The organism is Campylobacter showae (genome assembly GCF_900699785.1).
GTDB lineage: Bacteria > Campylobacterota > Campylobacteria > Campylobacterales > Campylobacteraceae > Campylobacter_A > Campylobacter_A showae_D.
The window spans coordinates 549,377-571,666 of record NZ_LR535679.1; the positions used below are offsets into that span (position 1 = coordinate 549,377).

The following is a 22,290-nucleotide window of genomic DNA, read 5'->3' on the forward strand; positions in this document are numbered from 1 at the left end:
TTTATTCCTTATTTAGCGCGTGATTAAACTCGGGCACGATCTCTTTAAGCGCCGCCGCGACGTCGTCCGCGTGCGTTAAATTTTTAATTTGCTCGTTTAGTTTAGCCACGTCGTATTCGCCCGAGTGCGTCACGAAAATAGACTGAAACTCGGTTTTTACGTCGTCTTTGTTTATTAAAAGCTCCTCGTAAAGCTTCTCTCCAGGACGGAGGCCGACGAATTCGACGCCCAGATGCTCTTTGTTTGATAAAATCAGCATCTTTTTAGCTAGATCGGCGATCTTAATCGGCTCGCCCATATCAAGCACGAAAAGCTCGCCGCCCTTTGCGATCGAGGCGGCCTGAAGCACGAGCTGACAGGCCTCGGAAACTAGCATAAAGTACCTCGTGATATCAGGGTGCGTGACGGTTAGCGGCTTGTTGTTTTCGATTTGCTCTTTAAATTTCGGTATTACGCTGCCGCTAGAGCCTAGAACGTTACCGAAGCGCACCGCGACGATCTCGGTTTTAGCCGGTAAATTCGAGTTTAGCGCGTAAAGTTCGCACACGCGTTTAGTCGCGCCCATGATATTCGTCGGGCGCACGGCCTTATCGGATGAGATCATCACGACCTTGCTAACGCCGTATTCGATAGATAAATCGATCAAAATTTTGGTGCCGATTATGTTATTTACAACCGCGGCTTTAGGGTTTGCTTCGCAAAGCGGCACGTGCTTATAAGCTGCGGCGTGGATCGCGATCTGCGGTTTAAACTCCTCAAAAACCGCGCGCAAGTCGGCTTCATTTACGATATTTATCATCTTGCTCACGGTTTTGTCGCTGTGGGTTATCTCGCCGATTTTATAGAGATTAAACTCGCTGTGATCGATCATGATTAGCTTACTAACGCCAAATTTAAGGCACTGCTTACAAATTTCGCTACCGATACTACCGCCGGCTCCCGTGACCAAAACGACCTTACCGCCTAAAAATTTCTCCACCGCGCTACTATCTAGGTCTTTTGGCTTTCTAGCTAGCAGATCCTCGATCGAGATATCTTTGATCGCGTCCTTGCCCGTACCAAACATAGAAAAAATCTTGATATCGCGGATACCGTAGGCCGTCAGCTCGTCAAAAAGCTCTGCCAGCTCGTCTTGACCGAGCGCTAGCGCGATGATAGCGGTTTTTACGTTGTACTCTTTGATCAAATTTGCGATTTCGCTCTTTGGCTGCACTAAAAATCCGTCGCAGTAAGTGCCGACTAGATCGCTCCTGCCGTCTACCACGCCCACGGCATATAGATCGATATAACCCTGCCTAAGCCCCTTTAAAACGTGAAGCGCCTTTGACGTAGCGCCTATAACGACGCAAGGCTCGCCCGTATGAGGCTTTTTAGAAAAGTCTAAAAACATACGCTTGGCGATCCTTAAATTTCCGATTAGCAGGCACGAGATAATGGCATCCATGAAAACCACGCTTCTTGGAAACGGGTTAAAAACCGCGGGCATCGCAAAATAAACGATCCAAAAGCAGACGATCGCGCAAAGATGAACGAGGAAAATTTTCCTCGCCTCATTTAGTCCGAAAAATCTCCACGGCACCTTGTAAATTTTAAAAAGCCACATGAAAAATAGCTTTAAAACCACCATCGTAGCGCAGCCCGCGACCAGTCCGCCTCTAAAATAATCAGGCAGCACGCCGCTAAATCTAAGCAGATACGCCAGATAAAACGACGCGACGAATATCACGATGTCAAAGGTTAGAAAAAACGCAAGCCGCTTTAGCTTCGTCGCCTTAAACATTTATAAATTTTCCTTTACGATTTTTACTACTCGAGCAAACTCCTCGTCTCGCATCGCCGTGCCGCTAGGCAGGCAGATACCGCGCGCAAACATCTCCTCGCTAGTCCCGTCTGTAAACGCTAGCGCCCCTTCAAACACCGGCTGCATATGCATCGGCTTCCAAAGCGGACGGCTTTCTATATTTTCCTTCGCAAGCGCCTCTATCACGCGTAGATGCGCGCCTTTTTCTTTAAACAGCGCGGTCGTTAGCCAGCGGTTGCCGCGAGAATTTGCGATTTCAGGCATAAACTCAAGCTCAGGAAGCTCTTTTTGATATTTTTCAAAAATTTCTCGTTTTTTTATCACGCGCTGCTCGAGCACCTCCATCTGCGCCGTTCCGATCGCGCCTAAGACGTTGCTCAGGCGGTAGTTGTAGCCGTAGTCTTTGTGCTCGTAGTGTAAAAACGGCTCCCTAGCTTGCGTGCTGTAAAACCTCGCCTTTTCCACGAGCTCTCTTTCGCCCACTAGCATGCCGCCGCCGCTTGTGGTGATGATTTTGTTACCGTTAAAGCTATATGCGCCCAGTCGTCCAAATGTACCCAGCGCCTTGCCGTTCAAAAATCCGCCCAGCGCCTCGGCCGCGTCTTCGACCACGGCGATGTTTTCCTGCTCGCAGATCTCGCAGATCTCTTTCATCTTTGCCGCCTGACCGTAGAGATGCGTGACGACGAGCGCTTTTGGCTTTTTAGGAGAATTTGCGATCGCCTTTTTTAGTAGCTCGGGGCTTAGATTCCAGCTTTCGTCACTATCTACGAAAACAGGCGTAGCACCTTGATAAAGTATCGGGCTAACGGACGCCATAAAGGTAAACGTAGAGGCTAGCACCACGTCCCCCGCTCCGATACCTAGCACCCTTAGCGCCAAGTGGATCGCCGACGTGCCGGAATTTAGCGCCAAAGCATCTGGCGCGCCCGCGTAGCTTGAGACACTCGCTTCAAATTTATTCACGTATTCGCCAAGCGGCGCGATGTAGTTGCTCTTAAAAACCTCGTTTATGTACTCTTGCTCTTTGCCGCTCATGTGCGGCGGACTTAGGAAAATTCTTTGCATTATTATTCCTTAAAGAAATTTACGCATTGTAGCACTTAAAATCTAAATATTTTTATAAAAACTCGTTTAAAGTCGCTTTTAGAGCGTAGAAAATGGGGATTTTGTTAAATTTTGCGTCAAAATGTATTTTAAAACGGCAAATTTGATGCGGCTAGAGATAGGGCTAAATTTTATCTATTTTCTTTTGTCGTTGCGAGCGCAAATTTGACGAGCGATATTTTGGCTCTCAAATTTAGCTCAAATTTCGCCTAACTTTAGCGGGATTACCGTAGGCGACGCTACCGTCTGCGATATCTCGTACTACGACGCTGCCCGCTCCGATGATGCAGTTTGCGCCGATTTTTATGCACTGCACTACGCAAGAGCCTATGCCTACGTGAGTATTTGCACCCACGCTTACGCCGCCTGCTAGCGCCGCGTTTGGGCTAACGTGAGCAAAATCGCCGATCTCGCAGTCATGCTCGATGATCGCGCCCGTGTTTATTATCGCGCCCTCGCCTATTTGCGCGCGCGCGTTTATGACGGCATTTGGCATTACGACCGCGCCCCCGCCTATTTGCGCGCTAGCGCTTACTACCGCGCCTGGATGGATCAAATTTACTACGCGAAAGCCCGCGTTTTTTACTCTTTCTTGAATGATGCGTCTGATTTTATTATCCCCGATAGCGACGATCACGTCAGCTTTTTCTAAGCTCTGGTCAAATTTGAGCACGTTTTTGCCGTTAAATTTGGCGTCGTCTAAAAACACGATCTCTCCGTATCCGCACGCTCTAGCCACGTCCGCGACGACCGCTCCGTGTCCGCTAAAGCCGTAAACGTAAATTTTAGTTGCGGCCATTAAATTTCTCCGTCGTGGCCATGCCTTCTTTGCTCACGCCGCTTCGTTTTAGCACCTTTTGCACCGTTAAAATAGCGATTTTAACATCCAGCGCAAAGCTAAGCTCGCGGACGTACCTAGCGTCAAATTTAAACTTCTCCGCCCAGCTGATCGCGTTGCGGCCGTTTACCTGCGCTAGCCCCGTGATGCCGGGTCTCACGTCGTGGCGGGTCGCCTGCTCGGCGTCGTAAAGAGGCAGATACTCGACCAGAAGCGGACGAGGCCCGATGAAGCTCATATCACCTTTTAGCACGTTAAAAAGCTGCGGCAGCTCGTCAAGACTGAGGCTTCGGATAGTCTTGCCGATACCGTTTAGGCGCATCTCGTCGGGTAGCAGCTCGCCGTCCGCGCCGCGCTCGTCGCTCATCGTTTTAAATTTGTAAATTTTAAAAATTTTAGCGTGCAAACCCGGGCGCGCCTGCGTAAAAATGACGTCCTTACTAACCTTAAAATAGATCAAAACCGCGACGACCGCCATAATCGGCAGCGTCAAAACTATGAGAAAAATCGCGCCGCAAATATCCAGTAATCTCTTAAAAAATGCCCTATACATCGATAAATTTCCTATAAATTTCTATATATTTCCTAGCGACCGCTCGCTCGTCAAACTCGCGCACCGCAAGCTCCCGCCCGTTTCGCCCCATCTGTGCGGCCAAATTTTCGTCGTTTAGTAAAATTTCTATCTTTGCGGCTAGATCGGCCGAGTTTTTCGCCTCGCACAGCAGGCCGTTAAAGCCGTTCGTTACAGCCTCGTTGCAGCCGGCCACGTCGCTAGCCACGACTGCCCTGCCCATACTCATCGCCTCTAAAACCGTACGCGGAAAGCCCTCTTTGTAGCTTGGAAGCGCGAGTAGATAGCTAGCCTTTAAAAGCTGGGGCACGTCGTCTCTAGCGCTCAGATACCGCACGGCGCCGCCCGTTAAAAACTTAGCGTCCGCCGTACTTTTGTTTCCTTCAAACCCTTCGCCCGCAAAGACGAACGCGCAGTCCTCGCGCTCGCGTAAAAGCTCTGCCGCCTCGTAAAACTCGCGCACGCCCTTGTGCCACATCGCGCGCGCTATCATAAGCACGATTTTTTTGCCGCGCAGATCCTCGCCTAAATTTGCGGCCGGCACGCTACTTTCGTCAAATTTGAGTGTATCCACGCCCACGCTTTTTATCTTAAAAATTTTCTCTTCGGCAATCAGCCCGCGAGCTAGAAAATACGCCGGATCTGCCTCGTTTACGAAGACGCAGCCGTCGCTCATCTTTAGCGCTTTTTTATAAAGCGTCTCGATCGCGGCGCGCACCAGACGGGTTTTTAAGTCGTTATCGATATAAAAGCTGCCCAGCCCCTCAACTAAATTTATCACGCGCTTTATGCCCGCTTTTTTAGCCGCAAAGGTGCCAAATACGTTTGACTTGTGCGCCGAGGTTTGCAGCAGGTCTAAATTTAGCCCGCGCAAAATAACGGCTAGCTTTTTTGAGTTTTCAAGCACGGTTAGAGGATTTAGGCTCGCGCGATCAAGCTCGTATGTCACGCAGTTAAACTCGCTTTTTAGCCTATCCGTGTAGTCGCCCTTTGGGGCGATAGCGAAAACCTCGTGCCCGAGCCGCTTTAGCTCGCGCATTATCGGAGCGCGGAAAAAGTAAATGCTCATATCGGCGTGACTTAAAAATCCAAATTTAGCCATTTAAAAAACCTCTATCACAAATTTAGCGGATACCCGCGCCTTGATCAAATTTACCGCCCTCATCTTAGCAGCCTATAAATTTTAACCGCGCCGTTTAAAACGACCGGCTCAAATAGCTCTTTGTCGTAGTTTTCGAGCACGAAAAGCTGTATGTAGGCTGAGTTTAGCACCACTTCGTCAAGCACCAAAAACCGCCTGTAATCCTTCATAAAAATGAGATAAATTTTACCGTCCGCGTTCATCTCGTGCTTTTTGACGACTAGTTTGTCTTTCTCGTCGTAGCTTGTTTCAAAGTACGTATTTACGGGCATCTCGCGCTCGCCGATATAGACTTTAGACGCGTCGCCCGATACGCCAAAGCCTCCGCCGATATTTATCGTATCGCCGTCCACCGAGTAAGGTTTGCCCGGATAAAATATCGCCCCGTACTCCTCGCCGCTGTTTAGATCTAGGTTTGAAAAGCGCAAAACGGCGTTAAAGATATCAAGCATGGAGTCTGGCAGATAGTAGTAAATCTCGCGCGTTTTTTGCGGCGGGCGGAAATCCTTGCCGTTTAGCGAATACAAAAACGAATTTACGCTCGTGGCGTTGTAGTCCTTCATCATCTGGTTTAAATTTAACCCGAATCTCTCGCTAAAATTTCGCTCGGTGTACTCGACCTCCAGGCGCGCCATATTTGCCGACATGCGCTGGTTGCTAGCTAGAGCAAAGCTCACGGCGAAGTTATCTCTGCCCAGGTGCTTGCCGCCGTCGATGAGGGTCTTGACGTCCGCGTAGTAGCGGATCGGATAGCCGTAGTCCCACCACGCCAGCACATAGTCCTCGCGCCCCGCGATCTTGTGTAGCTTATCTAGGCTCTCGACCTCGCTTTTGGCAAAGACCGTGCCGACCTTGTAGCCGTAAATGTGCTCAAGACACGGCATCAAAGAAAGCACGGCGATACAAAAGACGCAAATTTTTTCTAAAAGGGCGTGTTTTTTGAGCGAGCTGAGGCCTGAGACCATAAAATAAGCCGCCCCGCAAATAAGCGCCATCGCCGCAAACGTGGCTAGATATACGCCAAAGCCCGCCTCGCCGTCAAAATTTGGCGCAAAAACAGGAGATTTGCCGTGCAAAAGGCTGTAATATTTATCAAAATACAAAAAGAAAAAAGCAAAAAACGCCGCAACGCAAACGGTGCAAAATTTGTCTAAAATTTTATCTTTTTTAAAAAAACTCACGCAAAGCGCCGCAAAATATCCAAATCCTATCGCCATCACGGGCACGGAGTAGATCGTAAATCTAAGCCCGCCTTTTAGCGCCAAAAAACCAAGTAGCAGCATCGGAAGCGCAAGCAAAAAGGAGCGAAATTTAAGACAAAGCGCCGCGACTCCTACGAGTGATAAAGCAAAAGTAACGATATGACCGCTGATACGCTTAGCAAAGGCGTTTATCGACTCAAACTCAAACGAATAATCGCTCATTTCCATTATCGTTTTATTTACGTTATAAAAATGAAAAACCGGCTCGCTACTCTCGGAAACTCCGCGAAATATGTAAAATTTAAGCTGAAATAAAATTTGATTTAGCCCGCCGCTAAAGCCAAGTAAACCTACGGCCAGAGCCAGGCATGCTGCTACTACGCGCTTGCCCCAGATCTGCGGGCGAAATCTCATCGCTAGATAAAGAGCGACGGCAAGCGCGCTTTTAGCGTAAAAATCGATATACGTAAGCGCCACTATCATCAAAATAGCCGCCTCGTAATTTAGCGCGTTTTTCCTATCAAAAATCAAAGTGTAGAGCAAAAATGCGCCCAGCATCGCAAAATTTAGCGAGTAAGAGCTCGGATACCACCAGTCGTTTATAAGGATAAAAATCGGGATAAAAATGAGGTCGTTTACATTTTTTTTCTGCGCGAGGCGTATCATCGCCCAGACGCTAAAGGCAGGCAGCACGATCGTGAGCATATCTGTGTCGTAGTAGCCGGCCATCGTGCGGTTGTAGTAGCTGTTTGCGATGCTAGCTAGCAGCGCCGCCGCAAAGCCCATGCCAGGCATCTCGTACTCTTTGGCTATCAAAATCACGGGAATAACGATAAGCGAGCTAAAAAATACGCTCATATAAAGCAAAATACTCTCAAAGCTAAAAGGTAAAATTTGATACAAAAAATACGTAAGCGTCGGCATCGAGCGGCCGTAGTAGCTAAGGTCGTTCGGCTGGTGAAAGCCCGCTATCATATCGCGCGCGCCCTCGGCAAAGGCGTAGCCGTCGTTAGTGCTAATCATGAGCTGATCGTTCCAGAAAAAGTGCTGGTATTCGCCCGCCCAGTACACCCAATACAGCCTGCAAACCACGCTAAAAACAAACGCCGCAAGCATCAAAAAACAAGTTTGCTTTGAAAATTTAAATTTGCCGGGGAATTCTAAAATTTTACTCGCCATTTTCACCCTCTAAATATCCTATAAGCTGCGCCGCGACGGCGTTTTTATCAAATTTTACTACGCGGCCGTACGCTCTTTTTTCGTAATCCCGCCTTAAATTTTCATCCTCAAGCGCTCGCCTCATCGCCGTCTCCATCGCTTTTTCGTCGTCAACGGGCGTTAAAACGCCGTATTCATCGTCGCCCAGAAGCTCCCTAGCGCCGCTTTTGTGATCGGTGGAGATGATAAATCTCTCGCAAGCAAGCGCCTCTAAAAGCACGTTTGAAAAGCCCTCGAACCGCGAAGCGCAGACGAAACACTGCGCGTTTTTGATAAATTTAAACGGATTTTTATCCGTGCCTAGCAGTTTTACGCGCGAGCTTACCCCAAGCTCGTCGATCAAATTTTGAAGCTCGCCTTGCAAAGGCCCCTTGCCAAGGATCCCAAGCGTCACGCGCTCGTCGTTCAAATTTGCGACTACTCTTATTAGCATCGCTTGATTTTTACCGCTATCAAGCCGCCCGATGTTTAGAAAAAACGGCTTAAATTTATCCTCTAGCGGCTCGTTTGCGAGAGTCTTTATCGCCTCCAAATCGACCGCGTTATATAGCACCTTAGTTTTTGCGGCGTCGCAGCCGAAATTTCGCACGAGATCATCGGCGTTTCCCTGCGCGTTAGCAAGGATAAGATCGGCCCTAGGATAAAGCGCCTTAACGAAAATTCTATTGGCAAACCCGCTAAGTCCGCTTTTATAGATGACCGACGGACAGCTGCGCTCGCTTATCACCATCCGTCCTTTTAGGCCTAAAATTTTAGCCGTTAAAGCCGCGTAGCAAGGACGGTTCATCAAAACAAAATGCGCGTCGATGCCTAAATTTTCGCAAAGTTTTTTGTATTTTAGAGCCAAAGATGGCAGCGCAAAAGCTAGGCGAAAAAGCTTTTTTAGGCCGCTTTCATAAGGATCCGAGCGCTCGAGGAAGTGAATTTTTACCGCGCTTGGTATCTCGTAGGCTACGACCTCGCTCATCAAAACGAGATGAACTTCGTATTTTTCGCACAGAGCCGGGAGCAAATTTGAAACTACGCGCTCCGCGCCGCCCGGCCCCATCGAGTAGAGAAAAACGGCTAATTTTTTCATTCGCCGTGCGTTTTTTTGTATATCCAAACGCGAATTTTAGTTAAAAACAAAATCATAGACTTTGGAAACGGGCTTAAAATCAGCATCGCCAGCGCTTCTTTAGTAAATTTAAATTTGAGGCTTTTAAAAAGATATTCGTACATTTTTTTGTATTCGCCGCCAAATTTAGCATAATACGCCGCCATTTTATATAGAATCGCGATATGAGCGTCGTTTACGCGGAATTTAGGCTCGGCCAAATTTGCGTTGCCTGCTTGCTCGTTTTTCTCGGCGATCTTTTGCAAAATAAGCTCTGCAGTCATCGCGTAGCCTTTCATTATGCAAAGCGGGCGTTTAAACGAGTTTATCGTGACGCTGTCGCTGCGGTGAAAGCGGTAAATACGCACCGCATCGTGCAGGTAATAAGCAGGAAAGTCAAAAAGGTAGATCCAAAGCGTATTTTCGCTACCGTAAAGCCCCTTTTCAAAGCGCCTCTGACCGATAGCGGCGCGGCGAAACATTATCAAAAACTCGCCCGTTATCTTGCCGTCGTAGTAGTCCTGCGGCGAAATTTCCCCGCTTTTACTCAGTCCAAATCCCGAAAATTTCGTCGTCGACTCGCCGTCAATCTCAAAATAACAGTTCGCCCAGACGCTGGCATACCCCTGCTCTAGCACGGCCGCCATCTTGCTTATGGCGCCTTCTATCAGCAAGTCATCGTCGTCTAGTATCACGAAAGCATCGCCGTTAGCGTGATCAAAGCCGTTATTTTTATTGCCGTTTGGGCCGCGGTCGTAAGTTTGATTTAAGACGTATTTTACGTTGTCAAATTTAGCGACGTAACTTTGCGCAAGCTCGCGCGTGCCGTCGTTTGAGTTATCGTCGCTGATTATGATTTCTTTATTTTCGTAGTCTTGAGCCAGCGCGCTTTTTAGGGCAGCTTCAAAAAGCTCTTTGCGGTTGTAGGTTGGGATTATTATGCTTACTTTTAGCATTTTAGCCCTTTATATTTTGCGTGATAAAATCCATCCACTTTTGATAAATTTGATCGGTTTTAAAGCTATTTTCACGCTCGTTGGCGTTTTTTACCAGCTCTTGCCTCAGTTCCTCGTCACGCATCAAGAGTTCGATTTTGCTTCCGAGCGCTTTTACGTCGTCTATCGGCACTAAAAATCCGTCCTTGCCGTCCTCGATGAGCTCTTTTGCGCCGCTTGTAGCGGTCGCCACCCTGGCGCAGTTAAAAAATACGCTCTCGATTAAAACATTTGGCAAGCCTTCGGTTTTAGAGCTTGAGACTAAAATTTTAGATCTTTCGTAAAGCGAAGCGACATCGCTCGTTTGCCCGATAAATTCGGCATTTAGATGCAGTTGCTCGTGCGCGATGAGCTCTAGTCTTTGCCTCTCTTCGCCAGCACCCGCTATCACGATTTTCCAGTCTTTTAAAAGCTCTTTATCGACTAGGCTCATAGCCTTTAAAAATACGTCACAACCCTTAAGCGAGATGAGACGACCGACGAAAAGGATGATATTTTCCTTCGGCAAGCCCTGTTTTTTGGCTTCAAACATCGGATTGTACATCACGGTTTTATTTTTTACGAAGCTATAGTATTCGTAGTCTTCTTTCGTAAGTACCGTGAGTCCGCTAGCTAACGGATAGAGCACTCGGCGTAAAAACAGCCAGCCGCGCCCTTTGAAAAAATCGGCGCTTGAATGCTCGCTGATAAAAAGCGGCTTACCGATAAATAAATTCGACAAAATCACGTTGATATTGGTGCTATCCATAGAGGAGATAACGACGTCAAATCCGCCGTTTTTGATCAAATTTCGCTGATAAAAAAACTTTTTCACGCGCCTTATTAAATTTGCGAAAAAGCCCTTTTTCACCATCGGGAAAGGCAGATCTATCAGCTTTATCCTCTCGTCTAGCTCGTAAAACGGCGGCTTGGTGTCAAATTTTAAAAGCGTTACGTCGTGAAATTTCGCAAAATAGCTCGCTAGCAAGCTCATCACGCGCTCGGCGCCGCCTGCTTGCAGTGTCGAAATTATAAATAAAACCTTCATTCTCTCTCCAAATTTTAATCGATGCGCGAAAATTTAATAAATCTTCAAAATTATTGATTTTATAAATTTTGAGCTTTATAATCGCTTAGTTTCTTATCTTTTAAATATCCGCTCATAGCCCAAAATTGCCGCTTCAAAGCGCGTTGCGGCGACATATTTTAAGCTATTTAGACGAGCTAGCGGCGAGACTTTTGCCTGCGCTCTTTGCACCCGCTCGGCTTGGATATTTGAGTCCGCTAAATCGGTCGGATGCGCGAAAATATCGCTAAAATACATCTTTAAGCCGTTTTGTAAAAGCAAAATCCGCCAAAAATCGGCCACGCAAAGCGCCTTTTTGTGCGTTTGCAAGAGCTTTTCTGCCGCGCGCCTATCAAGCACGTAGGCCGCCGCTCTGTAGATCGTGCCGTAAGAGCGCTTTGAAACTAGCCAAAAATCCTCCTCCAGCTTTTTGCCAAATGCGCTAAATCGCCCCTCTAGCCCATCTTGCGCGCCGCAAATGAGTGCCGAGCCCGCATCCATCTTAGTAGCCGTTTCAAACGCCTTTTTTACGCCGCTTTCATCGCCGATGACGTCGTCTTCTAAGATGAGCGCAAGCCGGGCGTCGCTTTTTAAAAACTCCTCGTAAGCGCGCACGTGAGAGAGCGAGCAACCGACCTCGGACGGGCTTAATAGCCTGCCGTAAGCCTCAAGGCTAGGCAGCGCATAGCCGTAGTACTCCTTTGCGCTCATCGCCCTGCCGTCGGTCGCTTCGACGAGCTTAAATTCGCCGTAGTTTTTAAACCGCTCTTTTAGCTTTTGCCTGCGCGCCTCGTCGCTTTTTAGCGAAATAACGAATACTAAATTTTTCATCTTTTAAACTTCGATTTGATTTTATTTATCACCACTAGCTGTTCTCTTTTGTCAAATATCAAAAACAGGCTCGCGGCGTAACCGAGCGCAAGCAAAACCGCCGAATACGCGGCAAATTCGCCCCAGCTTGAAATTTGCACGAAATTTCGCAGCCAAAAAAACAGTCCGCAAACGGCTGCAAAAACGGCTAAATTTTTAAAATAAACGCCGTAAAAAGTAGTAAGCGGCAGGCTCAAATTTAACGCGGCGTTTATGAGGTCAAATCCCAAAATGCGCACCGAATAAAGCGCGGCGCCGACGGCCGTCATACCATAAATGCCGTAAGGCGTAAATTTAAGCACGGCAATCTGCGCCAAAATAGTGCCCGCGCCCAAAATCGTGTTTGCTATCGCCGGGCGTTTTAGTTTATTCGTCGCGCCGTCGAGATTAAAAAGCGAAAAAACGTAGCTGATAAATATAATCGGCACTAGAGTTATCATCGAGAGATTATAGATTAGACTTATCTCGTCCGCACTTTTAAACGGCAACCAAAGCGTGTAAAATTCGCGCCCGAAAGCCACGAAAATAGCCGCCGGCACGCTCATAACAAAAGCCGTAACTCGCATCGAAAATTTAGCCTCCGCAACAAGCGCGGTCAAATTTGATTTAGAGTAGTGCTCGACGAATTTGGGCGCAAATATCGCACTCAGCTGTGCCACAAAGCTCTCTAAAATGATCGGAGCCGCCTTTGAAACGGCTAAAATTCCCGTCGCATTAGCGCTTAAAAATATATTGCAGATAAACAGATCCATACCGCTCATAAGCACGCGGTTTAGGGCGTTAAAGCTATTATAGACGCCAGATTTCAAAAGCTCTTTTATCCTCGCAAAGTCAAATTCTCGCGGGTTAAATTTAAGCTCGGGGGTGATGCGGCGCGAAACCCAAACGCTCGTAAAAAAAACAAATAGCGACGCGACTAGAGCTGAGATCGCTATATAGGCGATCATCGGTCTAAAAAAATAAAAAAGCGCCACGATGAGAGCGGCTAAAATAGCGCTAGATGCGGCGTTGCGAACAGAGATGATGTAGAGCTTGTTTTTTATAAACATCGAGACGCTGATGACGCCGTTAAAAAGTCCGACGCAAAAATTTATAAAATAAAACGCGAAAGTAAGCCGCACGTCGCCCAGCAGCGCGTCACTCACGTTTAGCACGCTTTGTAAATTTAAGATAAAAATGCCCGCACCAAACAAAATAAGAACGCAAAAAAAGATATTTACGACCAGAACCGACGAGTAGTAGGCGTTAGCCGCGCGGGTATCGTCTCTATGCCACTCGTACGCGACGAAGCGGCCGCTAACGGAGTTTATCGCAGCAGTCACGACTAAAGCGTAGGCAACGATAGCGTTAGACAGCCCGACAAAGCCGTAGGCTTCGTTGCCTAGGCTCTTTAAGATGTAGGGCGTGAGGAAAAAATTTATCCCCATCGAGACGATAAAAACGACGATGGAGCTGATCAAATTTACGAGCATTACAGCCTTGCGTCGGCGTTTTCGTAAACGTTTTTGATGTCGTAAACGAGAGCTTTACTAAATTTTAACCCTTTAAATTTATCGTGAGCTACGGCGATCACGACGCAGTCGTAGTCCGCCTCGTCAAAGCTTTTTAGCGGCGTCAAGCCGTACTCGCGCTTCACCTCCGCTTCGTCCGCCCACGGATCGTAGACGTCCACGCGGCAACCAAAATCCCTAAGCTCCTCGATCACGTCTATCACGCGCGAGTTGCGGATGTCGGGGCAGTTTTCCTTAAACGTAAGCCCAAGCACCAAAACGCGAGCCGAATTTATCAAAACGCCCCTTTTTATCATTAGTTTTACGACCTGATCGGCGGCGTATTTGCCCATATTGTCGTTGATGCGGCGTCCGGCTAGGATCATCTCGGGATGAAAGCCAAGCTCCTGCGCCTTGTGCGTGAGGTAATAAGGATCCACGCCGATGCAGTGGCCGCCCACTAGCCCCGGACGGAAATTTAAGAAATTCCACTTCGTGCCCGCCGCCTGCAAAACGGCGTTCGTGTCGATGTTCATCTTGTTAAATATCATCGCAAGCTCGTTCATAAAGGCGATGTTTATATCGCGCTGCGTGTTTTCGATGACTTTGGCAGCCTCGGCGACCTTGATAGTAGGCGCTTTGTGCGTGCCAGCCGTAATAATCGAGCGGTAGACCTCATCGACCTTTTGGGCGATTTCGGGCGTCGAGCCGCTAGTGATTTTTTTGATTTTAGTTACGGTGTGCTCTTTATCGCCCGGATTTATGCGCTCAGGCGAGTATCCACAGAAAAAGTCCTCGTTAAATTTAAGCCCGCTTTGCTCCAGTAGCGGCACGCAAATCTCCTCCGTAACGCCCGGATACACCGTGCTCTCATACACGACGATATCGCCTTTTTTTAGCACCTTAGCGACGCTTTGCGTGGCTTTTACCACTGGCGTCAAATCGGGGCGCTTGTTTTTGTCTATCGGCGTCGGGACGGTAACGATAAAGAAATTACAATCCTTTATATCGTCCAAATTTAGGCTAAATTTCATACCGTTTTCTATCGCTTTTTTCATCTGCTCAGCACTTAGCTCCAGCGTGCGATCATACCCGCTTTTTAGCTCCTCTATGCGGGCAGCGTTTACGTCAAAGCCCGTGACTTCGTATTTCTCACTAAACGCCGCCGCCAAAGGCAGCCCGACGTATCCTAGTCCGATAACGGCTATTTTCATTTATTTTTCCTTTTTAATTTTTTTGATTCTATCTTTTTTACGCGTTCATACACTCTTACTTCTGCGCCTACGCCTTGCGGGGTTATGATTTTAATAGGGCTAACGCCAGGTAAAATTTGAGTGAGCTCATAATAAACCCGTCTCTTTTTCTTTGCTGCGTCCTTGCAGAGCATCATCGTTTGCGCTAGCTCGTCACCGCCGCTAAATTCGTAATAAATCCCGCGCGCGTCCTCTTTTTCCTCGAGCTTTCCGCCGAGCAAAAAGGCGAAGTTGCAGTCGATTTCTATTTCTTTAAAAAACGCGACCTCGTATTTAAAATAATCAGGCGGCATCTTTGAGATAGGTAGCTCGAAAATATTTTCCTCGGTTTTTGCCGCGTTTTCGCCCGCCAAAAGCGCAAACGGTAGCACGCAAGCTGCGATAAAAAGTAAAATTTTCCTCATGATTTCACTCCTATTTGGAAATACTTAAAGCCTAAATTTGCCAGATTTTTCGCGTCGTATTGATTGCGCCCGTCAAAGATCACGGCGTTTTTTAGCCGCTGTTTCATCTCCATAAAATCAGGCGATCTAAATTCGCTCCACTCGGTAACCAGCGCGAGCGCGTCGGCGCCGTTTAGCGCGTCGTATTTGTTTGGGGCGAATTTCAAATTTGAGTTAGGTAGATATTTTTTAGCTTCGTTTGCGGCCTTTGGATCGTAGGCGACGACGTTTGCGCCTGCGTTTTCGAGCGCTTTTATGAGCACTAGCGAGCTAGCTTCGCGCATATCGTCAGTGTTTGGCTTAAACGCTAGCCCCCAAATCGCCACCGTTTTGCCGCTCAAATTTCCGCCGAAAAATGCTGAAATTTTTTCAAAAAGCACCGTTTTTTGCGCCGCGTTTCTAGCCTCCACCGCGCTTAAAACCTTCGGCTCAAAGCCGTTTTGCCTAGCGGTATATATGAGCGCCTCGACGTCTTTTGGAAAGCAACTGCCGCCGTATCCGCAGCCAGGATATATAAAGCTATAACCGATGCGAGAGTCGCTGCCGATGCCTTTTCGCACCAAATTTACGTCCGCTCCCACGCGCTCGCAGATACCCGCGATCTCGTTTATGAAGCTAATTTTAGTCGCTAGCATCGCATTTGCGGCGTATTTGGTCATCTCGGCAGACTTCACGTCCATAGCGATAAAGCGGTCGTGATTTTTCATAAAGGGCGCATAAAGCTCGCGCATGACGCTTTGCCCCCACTCGCTGCTAGCGCCCACTACGACGCGATCGGGCTTTAAAAAGTCCTCGACCGCCGCGCCCTCCTTTAAAAACTCGGGGTTTGAGACGACTTCGAATTTGACGTCCAGGTTTCTTTTTTTTAGCTCGCTAGCGATCACTTCGGTTACCTTCTCCGCAGTGCCCACGGGAACGGTTGATTTATCCACGACGATTAGCGGCGAGGTTAAATTTTGCCCGATGCTTTTTGCGACCTCTAGCACGTAGCGTAGATCAGCCTGCCCGTCCGCGCCCATAGGCGTGCCCACCGCGATAAATAGCACTCTAGCATGCGCCAAGGCTTCTTTTATATCGACGCTAAATTTGAGCGCGCCGTTTGCCCTGCACTCGGCCACGATTTCAGAAAGTCCGGGCTCATAGATCGGTATGACGCCGTTATTTAGCGCATTTATCTTGGCTTCGTCCACGTCCACGCATATGACGTCGTTGCCCATTTTAGCTAGGCACGCGCCGCTAACTAGCCCCACGTAGCCAGTGCCTACGACTGCGATCCTCACGACCTTTTCTCCCAGTCAAGTGCGGTTTTTATGATGAGCGATAAATCCTCTCTCTTAGGTCGCCAGTTAGTTAAATTTCTTATCTTTTCTGGCTTTGCGATGAGGCATGCTGGATCGCCATCTCTGCGCGGTGCGCTAACTACTTTAAAATCGATCCCGCTTACTTTTTTAGCCGTTTCTATAACCTCTTTTACGCTAAAGCCGCGGCCGTAGCCGACGTTAAAGATTTCGCTTTTTTCATGCTCGTTTAGATACTCTAGCGCGCTTAGATGCGCGTCGGCCAGGTCGCTCACGTGGATGTAGTCTCTCACGCAGGTGCCGTCTGCGGTCGGATAGTCGCTACCAAAAATTCCCATGCTTTCGCGTTTACCCAGAGCCGTCTGCGTCGCGACTTTGATTAGGTGCGTGGCGTTTGGATAGTTTTGCCCGATAAGCCCCTCCTCGTCGGCGCCCGCAACGTTAAAGTATCGCAAAATCGCAAATTTGAAATTTTCATTTGAGGCGGCGTAGTCTTTGATGATCCACTCGCTCATTAGCTTGCTTCGGCCGTACGGATTTATCGGATTTGCCGCGGTTTGCTCGTCGACCTCTCCGATCTCGGGTTCGCCGTAAACGGCTGCAGTGGAGCTAAATATAAATTTATTTACGCCGTATTCTTTGCAATAGGTCAAAATTTTAGCTACGTTTGCGGTGTTGTTTAGGTAGTATTTTAGCGGATCTTGCGTACTTTCAAAAACCTCGATAAATGCGGCAAAATGGATAATAGCGTCAAATTTGCCCTCCGCAAAAATCCCGCTTAAATCATCCTCTAAATTTGCCTTTACGAACTTAAATTTACCGATTTTCTCAAGCGCGTCAAGCGCCTTTGTAGTGCCTTTGCAGAGATTATCCACGACCGTTATCTCGTGTCCGCCTTGCTTTAAAAGCACCTTTAGCACGTGAGAGCCGATGTAGCCAGCTCCGCCTGTTATTAAAATTTTCATAAATTTACCTTTTGAAATTTTAGATTTTCCGATTTTATCATAAAAGATAAAAAGGTAAAATAAAAAATGCGGCGTCGCTAAACCCGCACGTTAAATTTAGCCGCCCTATCGCGCGCCGAGCGTAAATTTACGGCGCCGACCTAAAAGCGACCAAGCGGGCAAATTTGACCGAAACGGCCGAATTTAATCCTCTCTAACCCGCAAAAATACCGGAAACCTAGGCAACCCTTTTGCGGTTAAATTTTGATATTTGTAGGTTATTATAGAGCCGATTTTGGGCGGGTTTGCGCGCTCTTCGTCGCTAAAGCCCGAGCCAATCTTAAATTTTACTCCGCTAGCGGGTTGCAAAAGCTCGTCATTTTGCTCGTCCGAGCTTGAGCCCGCAGCGCTAAGCGCCTTGCAGGTTACCGAGCCCATAAGCCCGGCGTATTTGCCCGTGCCCGCGTTTATCGCCGTCACCTCGCACTCGGCGTCTTTAAATTTTTTGTATTTCAGCGCATTTTTGCTTCGTTTTCGCTCATAGGGCGCGTTTGGTTCTCGCGCGACCGCGCCCTCGCCGCCTTTTGCGACGATCTGCTCGGCAAACGCTTCAAATTCGGCGTTATCTTTTACTTTTATCTGCTTTATTATCTTTAAATTTTGACCGGCTTGCGGGTTCTTTGCGATAAATTTTTCAAGCTCGCTAAGCCGCTCTAAAAGTCCGCCGCCTGCCTCAGGCACGTCGAAAACGTGAAATTTTATCTCGCTCCACGCTGCGACGCTAGGCATTTTATCCATCACGATCGATTGGATTTTTTCAAATTCGCCCCGCGCGGTGTAAAGCTCGCCGTCAAGCGCAAATGGCGGAAAATGCGCGCTCCAGCCCTCCGGCGCGGCTAAAATTTTACCGTTTCGCGAACGCAAATTTCGCCCGTCCCAGTAGGCGCGCACGCCGTCGAGCTTCTCGCTAGCTAGCCAGCCGCCGACGTTTTGGCCTTTGTATTCGCTAAGTTTTAAAAGCTCGAATTTGGCGTTTTTAGCAACATCTGCACTCGCTGTATTGTTTAGATTTTCACTCTGCGCCGCCAAAGCTAAATTTAAAAAGGCGGCCAGCAAGAGCGCGAAAAATCTCAAATTTTAACCCCGTAAAACTCGCAGTACCACTCGATAAACCTAGCCACCCCGTCGTTTACGCTAGTTGCGGGCTTATAGTCAAAGTCCGCCACCAGATCGCTCACGTCCGCAAAGGTCGCAGGCACGTCGCCGGCTTGCAGCGGAAGGAAGTTTTTCTCTATCTCGCGGCCGATTTTTAGCTCGACGGCCTTGATGTAGTCCATGAGTTCTACGGGGCTATTGTTGCCGATATTATAGACCTTAAACGGCGCGCTTGAGGTGGCAGGATCGGGATGCTTCGCGTCCCACGCGGGATTTGGCTTGGCTGGGTTATCGACGCATTTTATGATGCCCTTTACGATGTCGTCCACGTAGGTAAAGTCGCGCTTCATCTTGCCGTAGTTAAAGACGTCGATTTTCTTGCCTTTTAGCGCGGCGTCTACGAACAAAAACAGCGCCATATCGGGGCGTCCCCACGGGCCGTAAACAGTGAAAAATCGCAGCCCCGTAGTCGGTACGCCAAATAGATGCGAATACGTATGCGCCATCATTTCGTTGCTTTTTTTGGTTGCGGCGTAGAGACTGATCGGGTGATTTACGCCCTCGTGCGTACTAAATGGCATATTTTCGTTTAGGCCGTAGACTGAGCTAGAGCTTGCGTAGACTAGATTTTTAGTTTGGTTGTGGCGGCAGCATTCAAGGATATTCATAAAGCCCGTGACGTTGCTGTCGATGTAGGCTTGCGGATTTATGAGCGAGTAGCGAACGCCTGCCTGCGCGGCTAAATTTACGACGCAGTCGAATTTCTCTTTCTCAAAAAGCTCTTTCATCATCTGGGTATCGGCTAGATCGGCTTTTATAAATTTTAAATTAGGCTGCGTTTTTGAGCTTATCAGCTTGCCATAGTCTATCTCGCTCACGTCAAAGCCAGCCGTTTTTAGGCGCGCAAGCTTTAAATTTACGTCGTAGTAGTCGTTTATCACGTCGTATCCGACAACCTCGTCGCCTCTTTTTGCAAGGGCGTTTGCCAAGTGAAATCCGATAAATCCCGCCGTTCCGGTTACTAAAATTTTCATGTTTTTTCCTTTGTGATTTGACGCTATTTTAGCACAATCTCATTTATTTCGCCGTTAGCCGCCGCACCTTGAGGTAAATTTTGAGCAAATTTACGCGCTTTGGGCTCAAATTTAGCGTTTAAATTTGTAAATTGAAACGGAGATTCTTAAACAAACTTTTAAAGTTTTTACTATTTTATTGCTATAATAAATGAGTTAAATTTACACGAGGAGACGACGATGATTAGTATCCAAAAAGCCGCCCTACCTTGCCTTTTTAGCGCATTTGCCCTACTCGGACACGCAGCCGAGTTCTACGTCTCAAAAGAGCTCGGCGACAACGCAAATGCCGGCACCAAACAAGCACCCCTAAAAAATATCGAAAAATCGGCTCAAATAGCCCAAATAGGCGACAAAATTTACGTCGCCGAGGGCAACTACTACGGACTAAGGGACAAAGGCTTTATCATCGTCAAAAAGCCCGTCGAGATCTACGGCGGCTACTCCAAAGATTTCGCCGAGTGCGACGTTTTAAAGCACCAAACCCGCATCATGCCGCCGGCATCGGCTAACGGCACGGGCTCGTCAAATCCTCTAGTCGAGATGGACGTCGTCGCAGCGCCTGGAGAGAGGCTCGTTTTCGACGGTATTATATTTGACAAGGGCGACTCAAACGCCTACGACGTGAGCAGAGGATGGCCTAGAGGCGTAGATACGGGTATGCTCGTCCTGCCGCCCGGAGTCGGTCAAAACGGCAAGACGAAAAACGTCATCACCGCGGCAAAACCGCTTTTGGGCGGTAAATTTTTAGGCGGGGGCGAGCTTACGATACGAAACAGCATCTTTAGCAACGGCAACAACTCGGCGGTGAGACTGGGCGCTCACGGCAAAGTAAATATCGTAAATAACGTCTTTGTCGCAAACGCCATCAGCGCCTGCGAAATTTGGGGCGCAAAAAATCAAGCCGATGCCGTCAAAATCGACTTTAGCTACAACACTATACTTTTTACGTGGCCGCGAACGGCCGACTTTGGCGACGGCGGCCAAGGCTTTAAGGTCATGACCAAAGCCGATGTCGTCATCCGCCGCAACATCATAGGTCTCTCGGCCTTTGCGGCGATAGAACGCGCCCGTATCGACAGCCCCGTAGCCATGGAAAAAGGGCGAAAAGTGCGCGTAAACGACAACCGCTTTTTCCTCAACAAAAAAGCCGATGTCGTCCTGCCCGGACTAGGCCTTTTTGAGGCGATATTCGCCAAGGATTTTGCAGACGTGGAGCTCTTTGACGAGGCGAGCGGCAACGCGGAGCTAATAGACGACAAATCGCTCAGAAAAGCCGTAAATAAGGCGTATTTGGAGGGATTTTTGGACGCTTCATACAAAGAGAGCGTGGACCACGATCCAAATTCGTTCGAAAACGAGCTAAGAAGGATATTTGGGATAAATCAGATCGCAAGAGGACAAAGCGAGATCTCCATGTTTGGCAACAAATATCCGCTAAAAGACGCGGTTAAGCTCTTTGGCGCAGTCGAAGACTACGGCGCGCAGGAGATAAAGTACTGATTTGCCAGACGTTTTGTCTAGAAATTTGATGTTTGCAGGATTGTTTTCGTGCCGTCTTTCGTCAAATTTGATTTAGTAGCAGTCAAATTTGCGGATTTGTTGTGATTTTTTCGTCAAATTTGACGCCGTAGCCGCTAAAGCGAAATAAAATTTGACTAGTAAAAGCCAAATTTACCAATCGCTCGCCAAGCTACGTCAAATTTGACCGCGCCCTAAAAACAACATGCGCGTCAAATTTACCGAGTCCGTGTCGCTTCGAGCCGTTTTATCTCGCCAAATTTCCCTAACCCCTCACTGCTCGTCCAAATTTATCTCGGGCATATTTTCTTCGGTGTAGTACTCCTCCGCCCCGGCCTGCTCGTCGTCGTCATTAAGCTCCGGCTCATCCTCGTAGTTTTGCGTTTCAAGGCGCACAAGTTCGCGATCGACCGCCTCGCAAAACACCGGCGTATAGCCCATCTGCGCGCAGTTTGCCGCGAGCCACTCGCTCATCACCGAGATATCGTCCGCGTAATCGTCCAGCGTCAAATTTCCGCGCAAAAGCTCGTATTTTAGGAAAAGCCAGTATGTGTTTAGCACGTCGCTTTCGCAGTATTCGTTGATCTTGTCGATCTTACCGTCAAAAAACAGCTCCATCACCTGATCGCCGTGCACGTCGTATTTGCCGGGCAAATTTAAGCTAGCGCACAGAGTATCGAGCTTTAGCCCGCGTACGGATCCAAACTCGCTCACGTGATCGAGCAGATCGAAGTGAAATTTGCCGCTGTACCTGTCGCGATAGTTGCCGTCCCATTTGCCTTTGCCAAGCTCCTTGTTTTCGACCTCGTAAAAGCTCGGAAACGAGACGTTGTACCTCATCGCGCGAGTTAAAATCATCGGCAGGTCAAAACCCCGTCCGTTAAAGCTCACCAGGCGCGGGTTATGCGAATTTACGAAACCGATAAATTTATTTAGGATTTCGCGCTCGTTTGCGCCCTTCATCGTGCTTACGCGCAAAAATTTACCGTATTCGTCCGCCATCACAGCTGAAATCGCCACGACGCGGTGAAACATCACGGGTAAAAACTCGCTTCCGCTTGCTGCCTTTTGCGTGGCAAACGCCTGCCTCGCCACCTCAGCGTCGCTTCCCTCAAAGCCGTCAATTTTACGCAAAAGCGCGGTATCAGGCACCGTCTCGCAGTCAAAAACGCAGATATAATTTTTAGCCATTTCAAACCTTTTTTAGCTATTTTTGCCTAAAATGATAG

The 22,290-nt window shown here is 48.2% G+C and carries 19 protein-coding genes; 1 reads left to right on the forward strand and 18 read right to left on the reverse strand.

The window, feature by feature from the left end; genetic code table 11:
• Position 1: 1 nt before the first annotated feature.
• From pglF to E4V70_RS02855, 17 genes are all read right to left on the reverse strand, one after another.
• A complete protein-coding gene (gene pglF, locus E4V70_RS02775; protein ID WP_122861976.1) occupies positions 2 to 1,780 on the reverse strand; it encodes a UDP-N-acetylglucosamine 4,6-dehydratase (configuration-retaining) in 1,779 nt (592 codons plus the stop codon).
• Positions 1,781 to 2,869 (reverse strand): UDP-N-acetylbacillosamine transaminase, encoded by a 1,089-nt coding sequence (gene pglE, locus E4V70_RS02780; RefSeq protein WP_122861975.1) that lies wholly within the window; start codon positions 2,867 to 2,869, stop codon positions 1,781 to 1,783.
• 232 nt (positions 2,870 to 3,101) lie between these two features.
• Complete coding sequence (gene pglD, locus E4V70_RS02785; protein ID WP_122861974.1) at positions 3,102 to 3,707, reverse strand: UDP-N-acetylbacillosamine N-acetyltransferase; 606 nt, start codon at positions 3,705 to 3,707, stop codon at positions 3,102 to 3,104.
• Positions 3,694 to 4,299: an undecaprenyl phosphate N,N'-diacetylbacillosamine 1-phosphate transferase gene (gene pglC / locus E4V70_RS02790; protein WP_122861973.1), complete on the reverse strand. Its 606-nt coding sequence runs from the start codon at positions 4,297 to 4,299 to the stop codon at positions 3,694 to 3,696. Before pglC ends, pglD begins: the two co-directional genes overlap by 14 nt.
• The gene (pglA, locus tag E4V70_RS02795) at positions 4,292 to 5,419 is read right to left on the reverse strand and encodes a N,N'-diacetylbacillosaminyl-diphospho-undecaprenol alpha-1,3-N-acetylgalactosaminyltransferase (RefSeq protein WP_122861972.1); all 1,128 of its coding nucleotides are present in this window, start codon (positions 5,417 to 5,419) and stop codon (positions 4,292 to 4,294) included. Before pglA ends, pglC begins: the two co-directional genes overlap by 8 nt.
• 59 nt (positions 5,420 to 5,478) lie before the next feature.
• Complete coding sequence (locus E4V70_RS02800; protein WP_122861971.1) at positions 5,479 to 7,839, reverse strand: STT3 domain-containing protein; 2,361 nt, start codon at positions 7,837 to 7,839, stop codon at positions 5,479 to 5,481.
• Positions 7,829 to 8,956, reverse strand: a complete 1,128-nt coding sequence (gene pglJ / locus E4V70_RS02805) for an N-acetylgalactosamine-N,N'-diacetylbacillosaminyl-diphospho-undecaprenol 4-alpha-N-acetylgalactosaminyltransferase (RefSeq protein ID WP_122861970.1) — start codon at positions 8,954 to 8,956, stop codon at positions 7,829 to 7,831. Before pglJ ends, E4V70_RS02800 begins: the two co-directional genes overlap by 11 nt.
• The gene (locus tag E4V70_RS02810; RefSeq protein WP_122861969.1) at positions 8,953 to 9,930 is read right to left on the reverse strand and encodes a glycosyltransferase family 2 protein; all 978 of its coding nucleotides are present in this window, start codon (positions 9,928 to 9,930) and stop codon (positions 8,953 to 8,955) included. Before E4V70_RS02810 ends, pglJ begins: the two co-directional genes overlap by 4 nt.
• 1 nt (position 9,931) lies before the next feature.
• Entirely contained in the window at positions 9,932 to 10,996 is a 1,065-nt protein-coding gene (locus E4V70_RS02815; RefSeq protein ID WP_122861968.1) for a glycosyltransferase, read from the reverse strand.
• A gap of 93 nt (positions 10,997 to 11,089) precedes the next feature.
• Positions 11,090 to 11,845: a glycosyltransferase family 25 protein gene (locus E4V70_RS02820; protein ID WP_122861967.1), complete on the reverse strand. Its 756-nt coding sequence runs from the start codon at positions 11,843 to 11,845 to the stop codon at positions 11,090 to 11,092.
• Complete coding sequence (locus E4V70_RS02825) at positions 11,842 to 13,356, reverse strand: MATE family efflux transporter (RefSeq protein ID WP_122861966.1); 1,515 nt, start codon at positions 13,354 to 13,356, stop codon at positions 11,842 to 11,844. Before E4V70_RS02825 ends, E4V70_RS02820 begins: the two co-directional genes overlap by 4 nt.
• Positions 13,356 to 14,588, reverse strand: coding sequence for a Vi polysaccharide biosynthesis UDP-N-acetylglucosamine C-6 dehydrogenase TviB (gene tviB / locus E4V70_RS02830; protein ID WP_122861965.1), 1,233 nt, complete (start codon positions 14,586 to 14,588; stop codon positions 13,356 to 13,358). The genes E4V70_RS02825 and tviB overlap by 1 nt, the downstream gene beginning before the upstream one ends.
• The gene (locus E4V70_RS02835; protein WP_122861964.1) at positions 14,585 to 15,031 is read right to left on the reverse strand and encodes an ecotin family protein; all 447 of its coding nucleotides are present in this window, start codon (positions 15,029 to 15,031) and stop codon (positions 14,585 to 14,587) included. Before E4V70_RS02835 ends, tviB begins: the two co-directional genes overlap by 4 nt.
• Entirely contained in the window at positions 15,028 to 16,350 is a 1,323-nt protein-coding gene (locus tag E4V70_RS02840) for a UDP-glucose dehydrogenase family protein (protein WP_163026436.1), read from the reverse strand. The genes E4V70_RS02835 and E4V70_RS02840 overlap by 4 nt, the downstream gene beginning before the upstream one ends.
• Positions 16,347 to 17,333 carry a UDP-glucose 4-epimerase GalE gene (galE, locus tag E4V70_RS02845; protein ID WP_122861962.1) on the reverse strand — a complete coding sequence of 329 codons (987 nt, stop codon included), beginning with the start codon at positions 17,331 to 17,333 and terminating at the stop codon, positions 16,347 to 16,349. Before galE ends, E4V70_RS02840 begins: the two co-directional genes overlap by 4 nt.
• Positions 17,334 to 17,516: 183 nt before the next feature.
• Positions 17,517 to 18,446, reverse strand: a complete 930-nt coding sequence (locus tag E4V70_RS02850; RefSeq protein ID WP_122861961.1) for a DNA ligase — start codon at positions 18,444 to 18,446, stop codon at positions 17,517 to 17,519.
• Positions 18,443 to 19,501 carry an NAD-dependent epimerase gene (locus E4V70_RS02855; RefSeq protein ID WP_122861960.1) on the reverse strand — a complete coding sequence of 353 codons (1,059 nt, stop codon included), beginning with the start codon at positions 19,499 to 19,501 and terminating at the stop codon, positions 18,443 to 18,445. Before E4V70_RS02855 ends, E4V70_RS02850 begins: the two co-directional genes overlap by 4 nt.
• 219 nt (positions 19,502 to 19,720) lie before the next feature.
• Between E4V70_RS02855 and E4V70_RS02860 the strand changes: the two genes are divergently transcribed.
• Positions 19,721 to 21,043 carry a right-handed parallel beta-helix repeat-containing protein gene (locus E4V70_RS02860; protein WP_122861959.1) on the forward strand — a complete coding sequence of 441 codons (1,323 nt, stop codon included), beginning with the start codon at positions 19,721 to 19,723 and terminating at the stop codon, positions 21,041 to 21,043.
• Positions 21,044 to 21,334: 291 nt separating this feature from the next.
• Here E4V70_RS02860 and E4V70_RS02865 read toward each other — a convergent pair whose 3' ends face one another.
• Complete coding sequence (locus tag E4V70_RS02865) at positions 21,335 to 22,252, reverse strand: 3'-5' exonuclease (protein WP_122861958.1); 918 nt, start codon at positions 22,250 to 22,252, stop codon at positions 21,335 to 21,337.
• Positions 22,253 to 22,290: the final 38 nt, after the last annotated feature.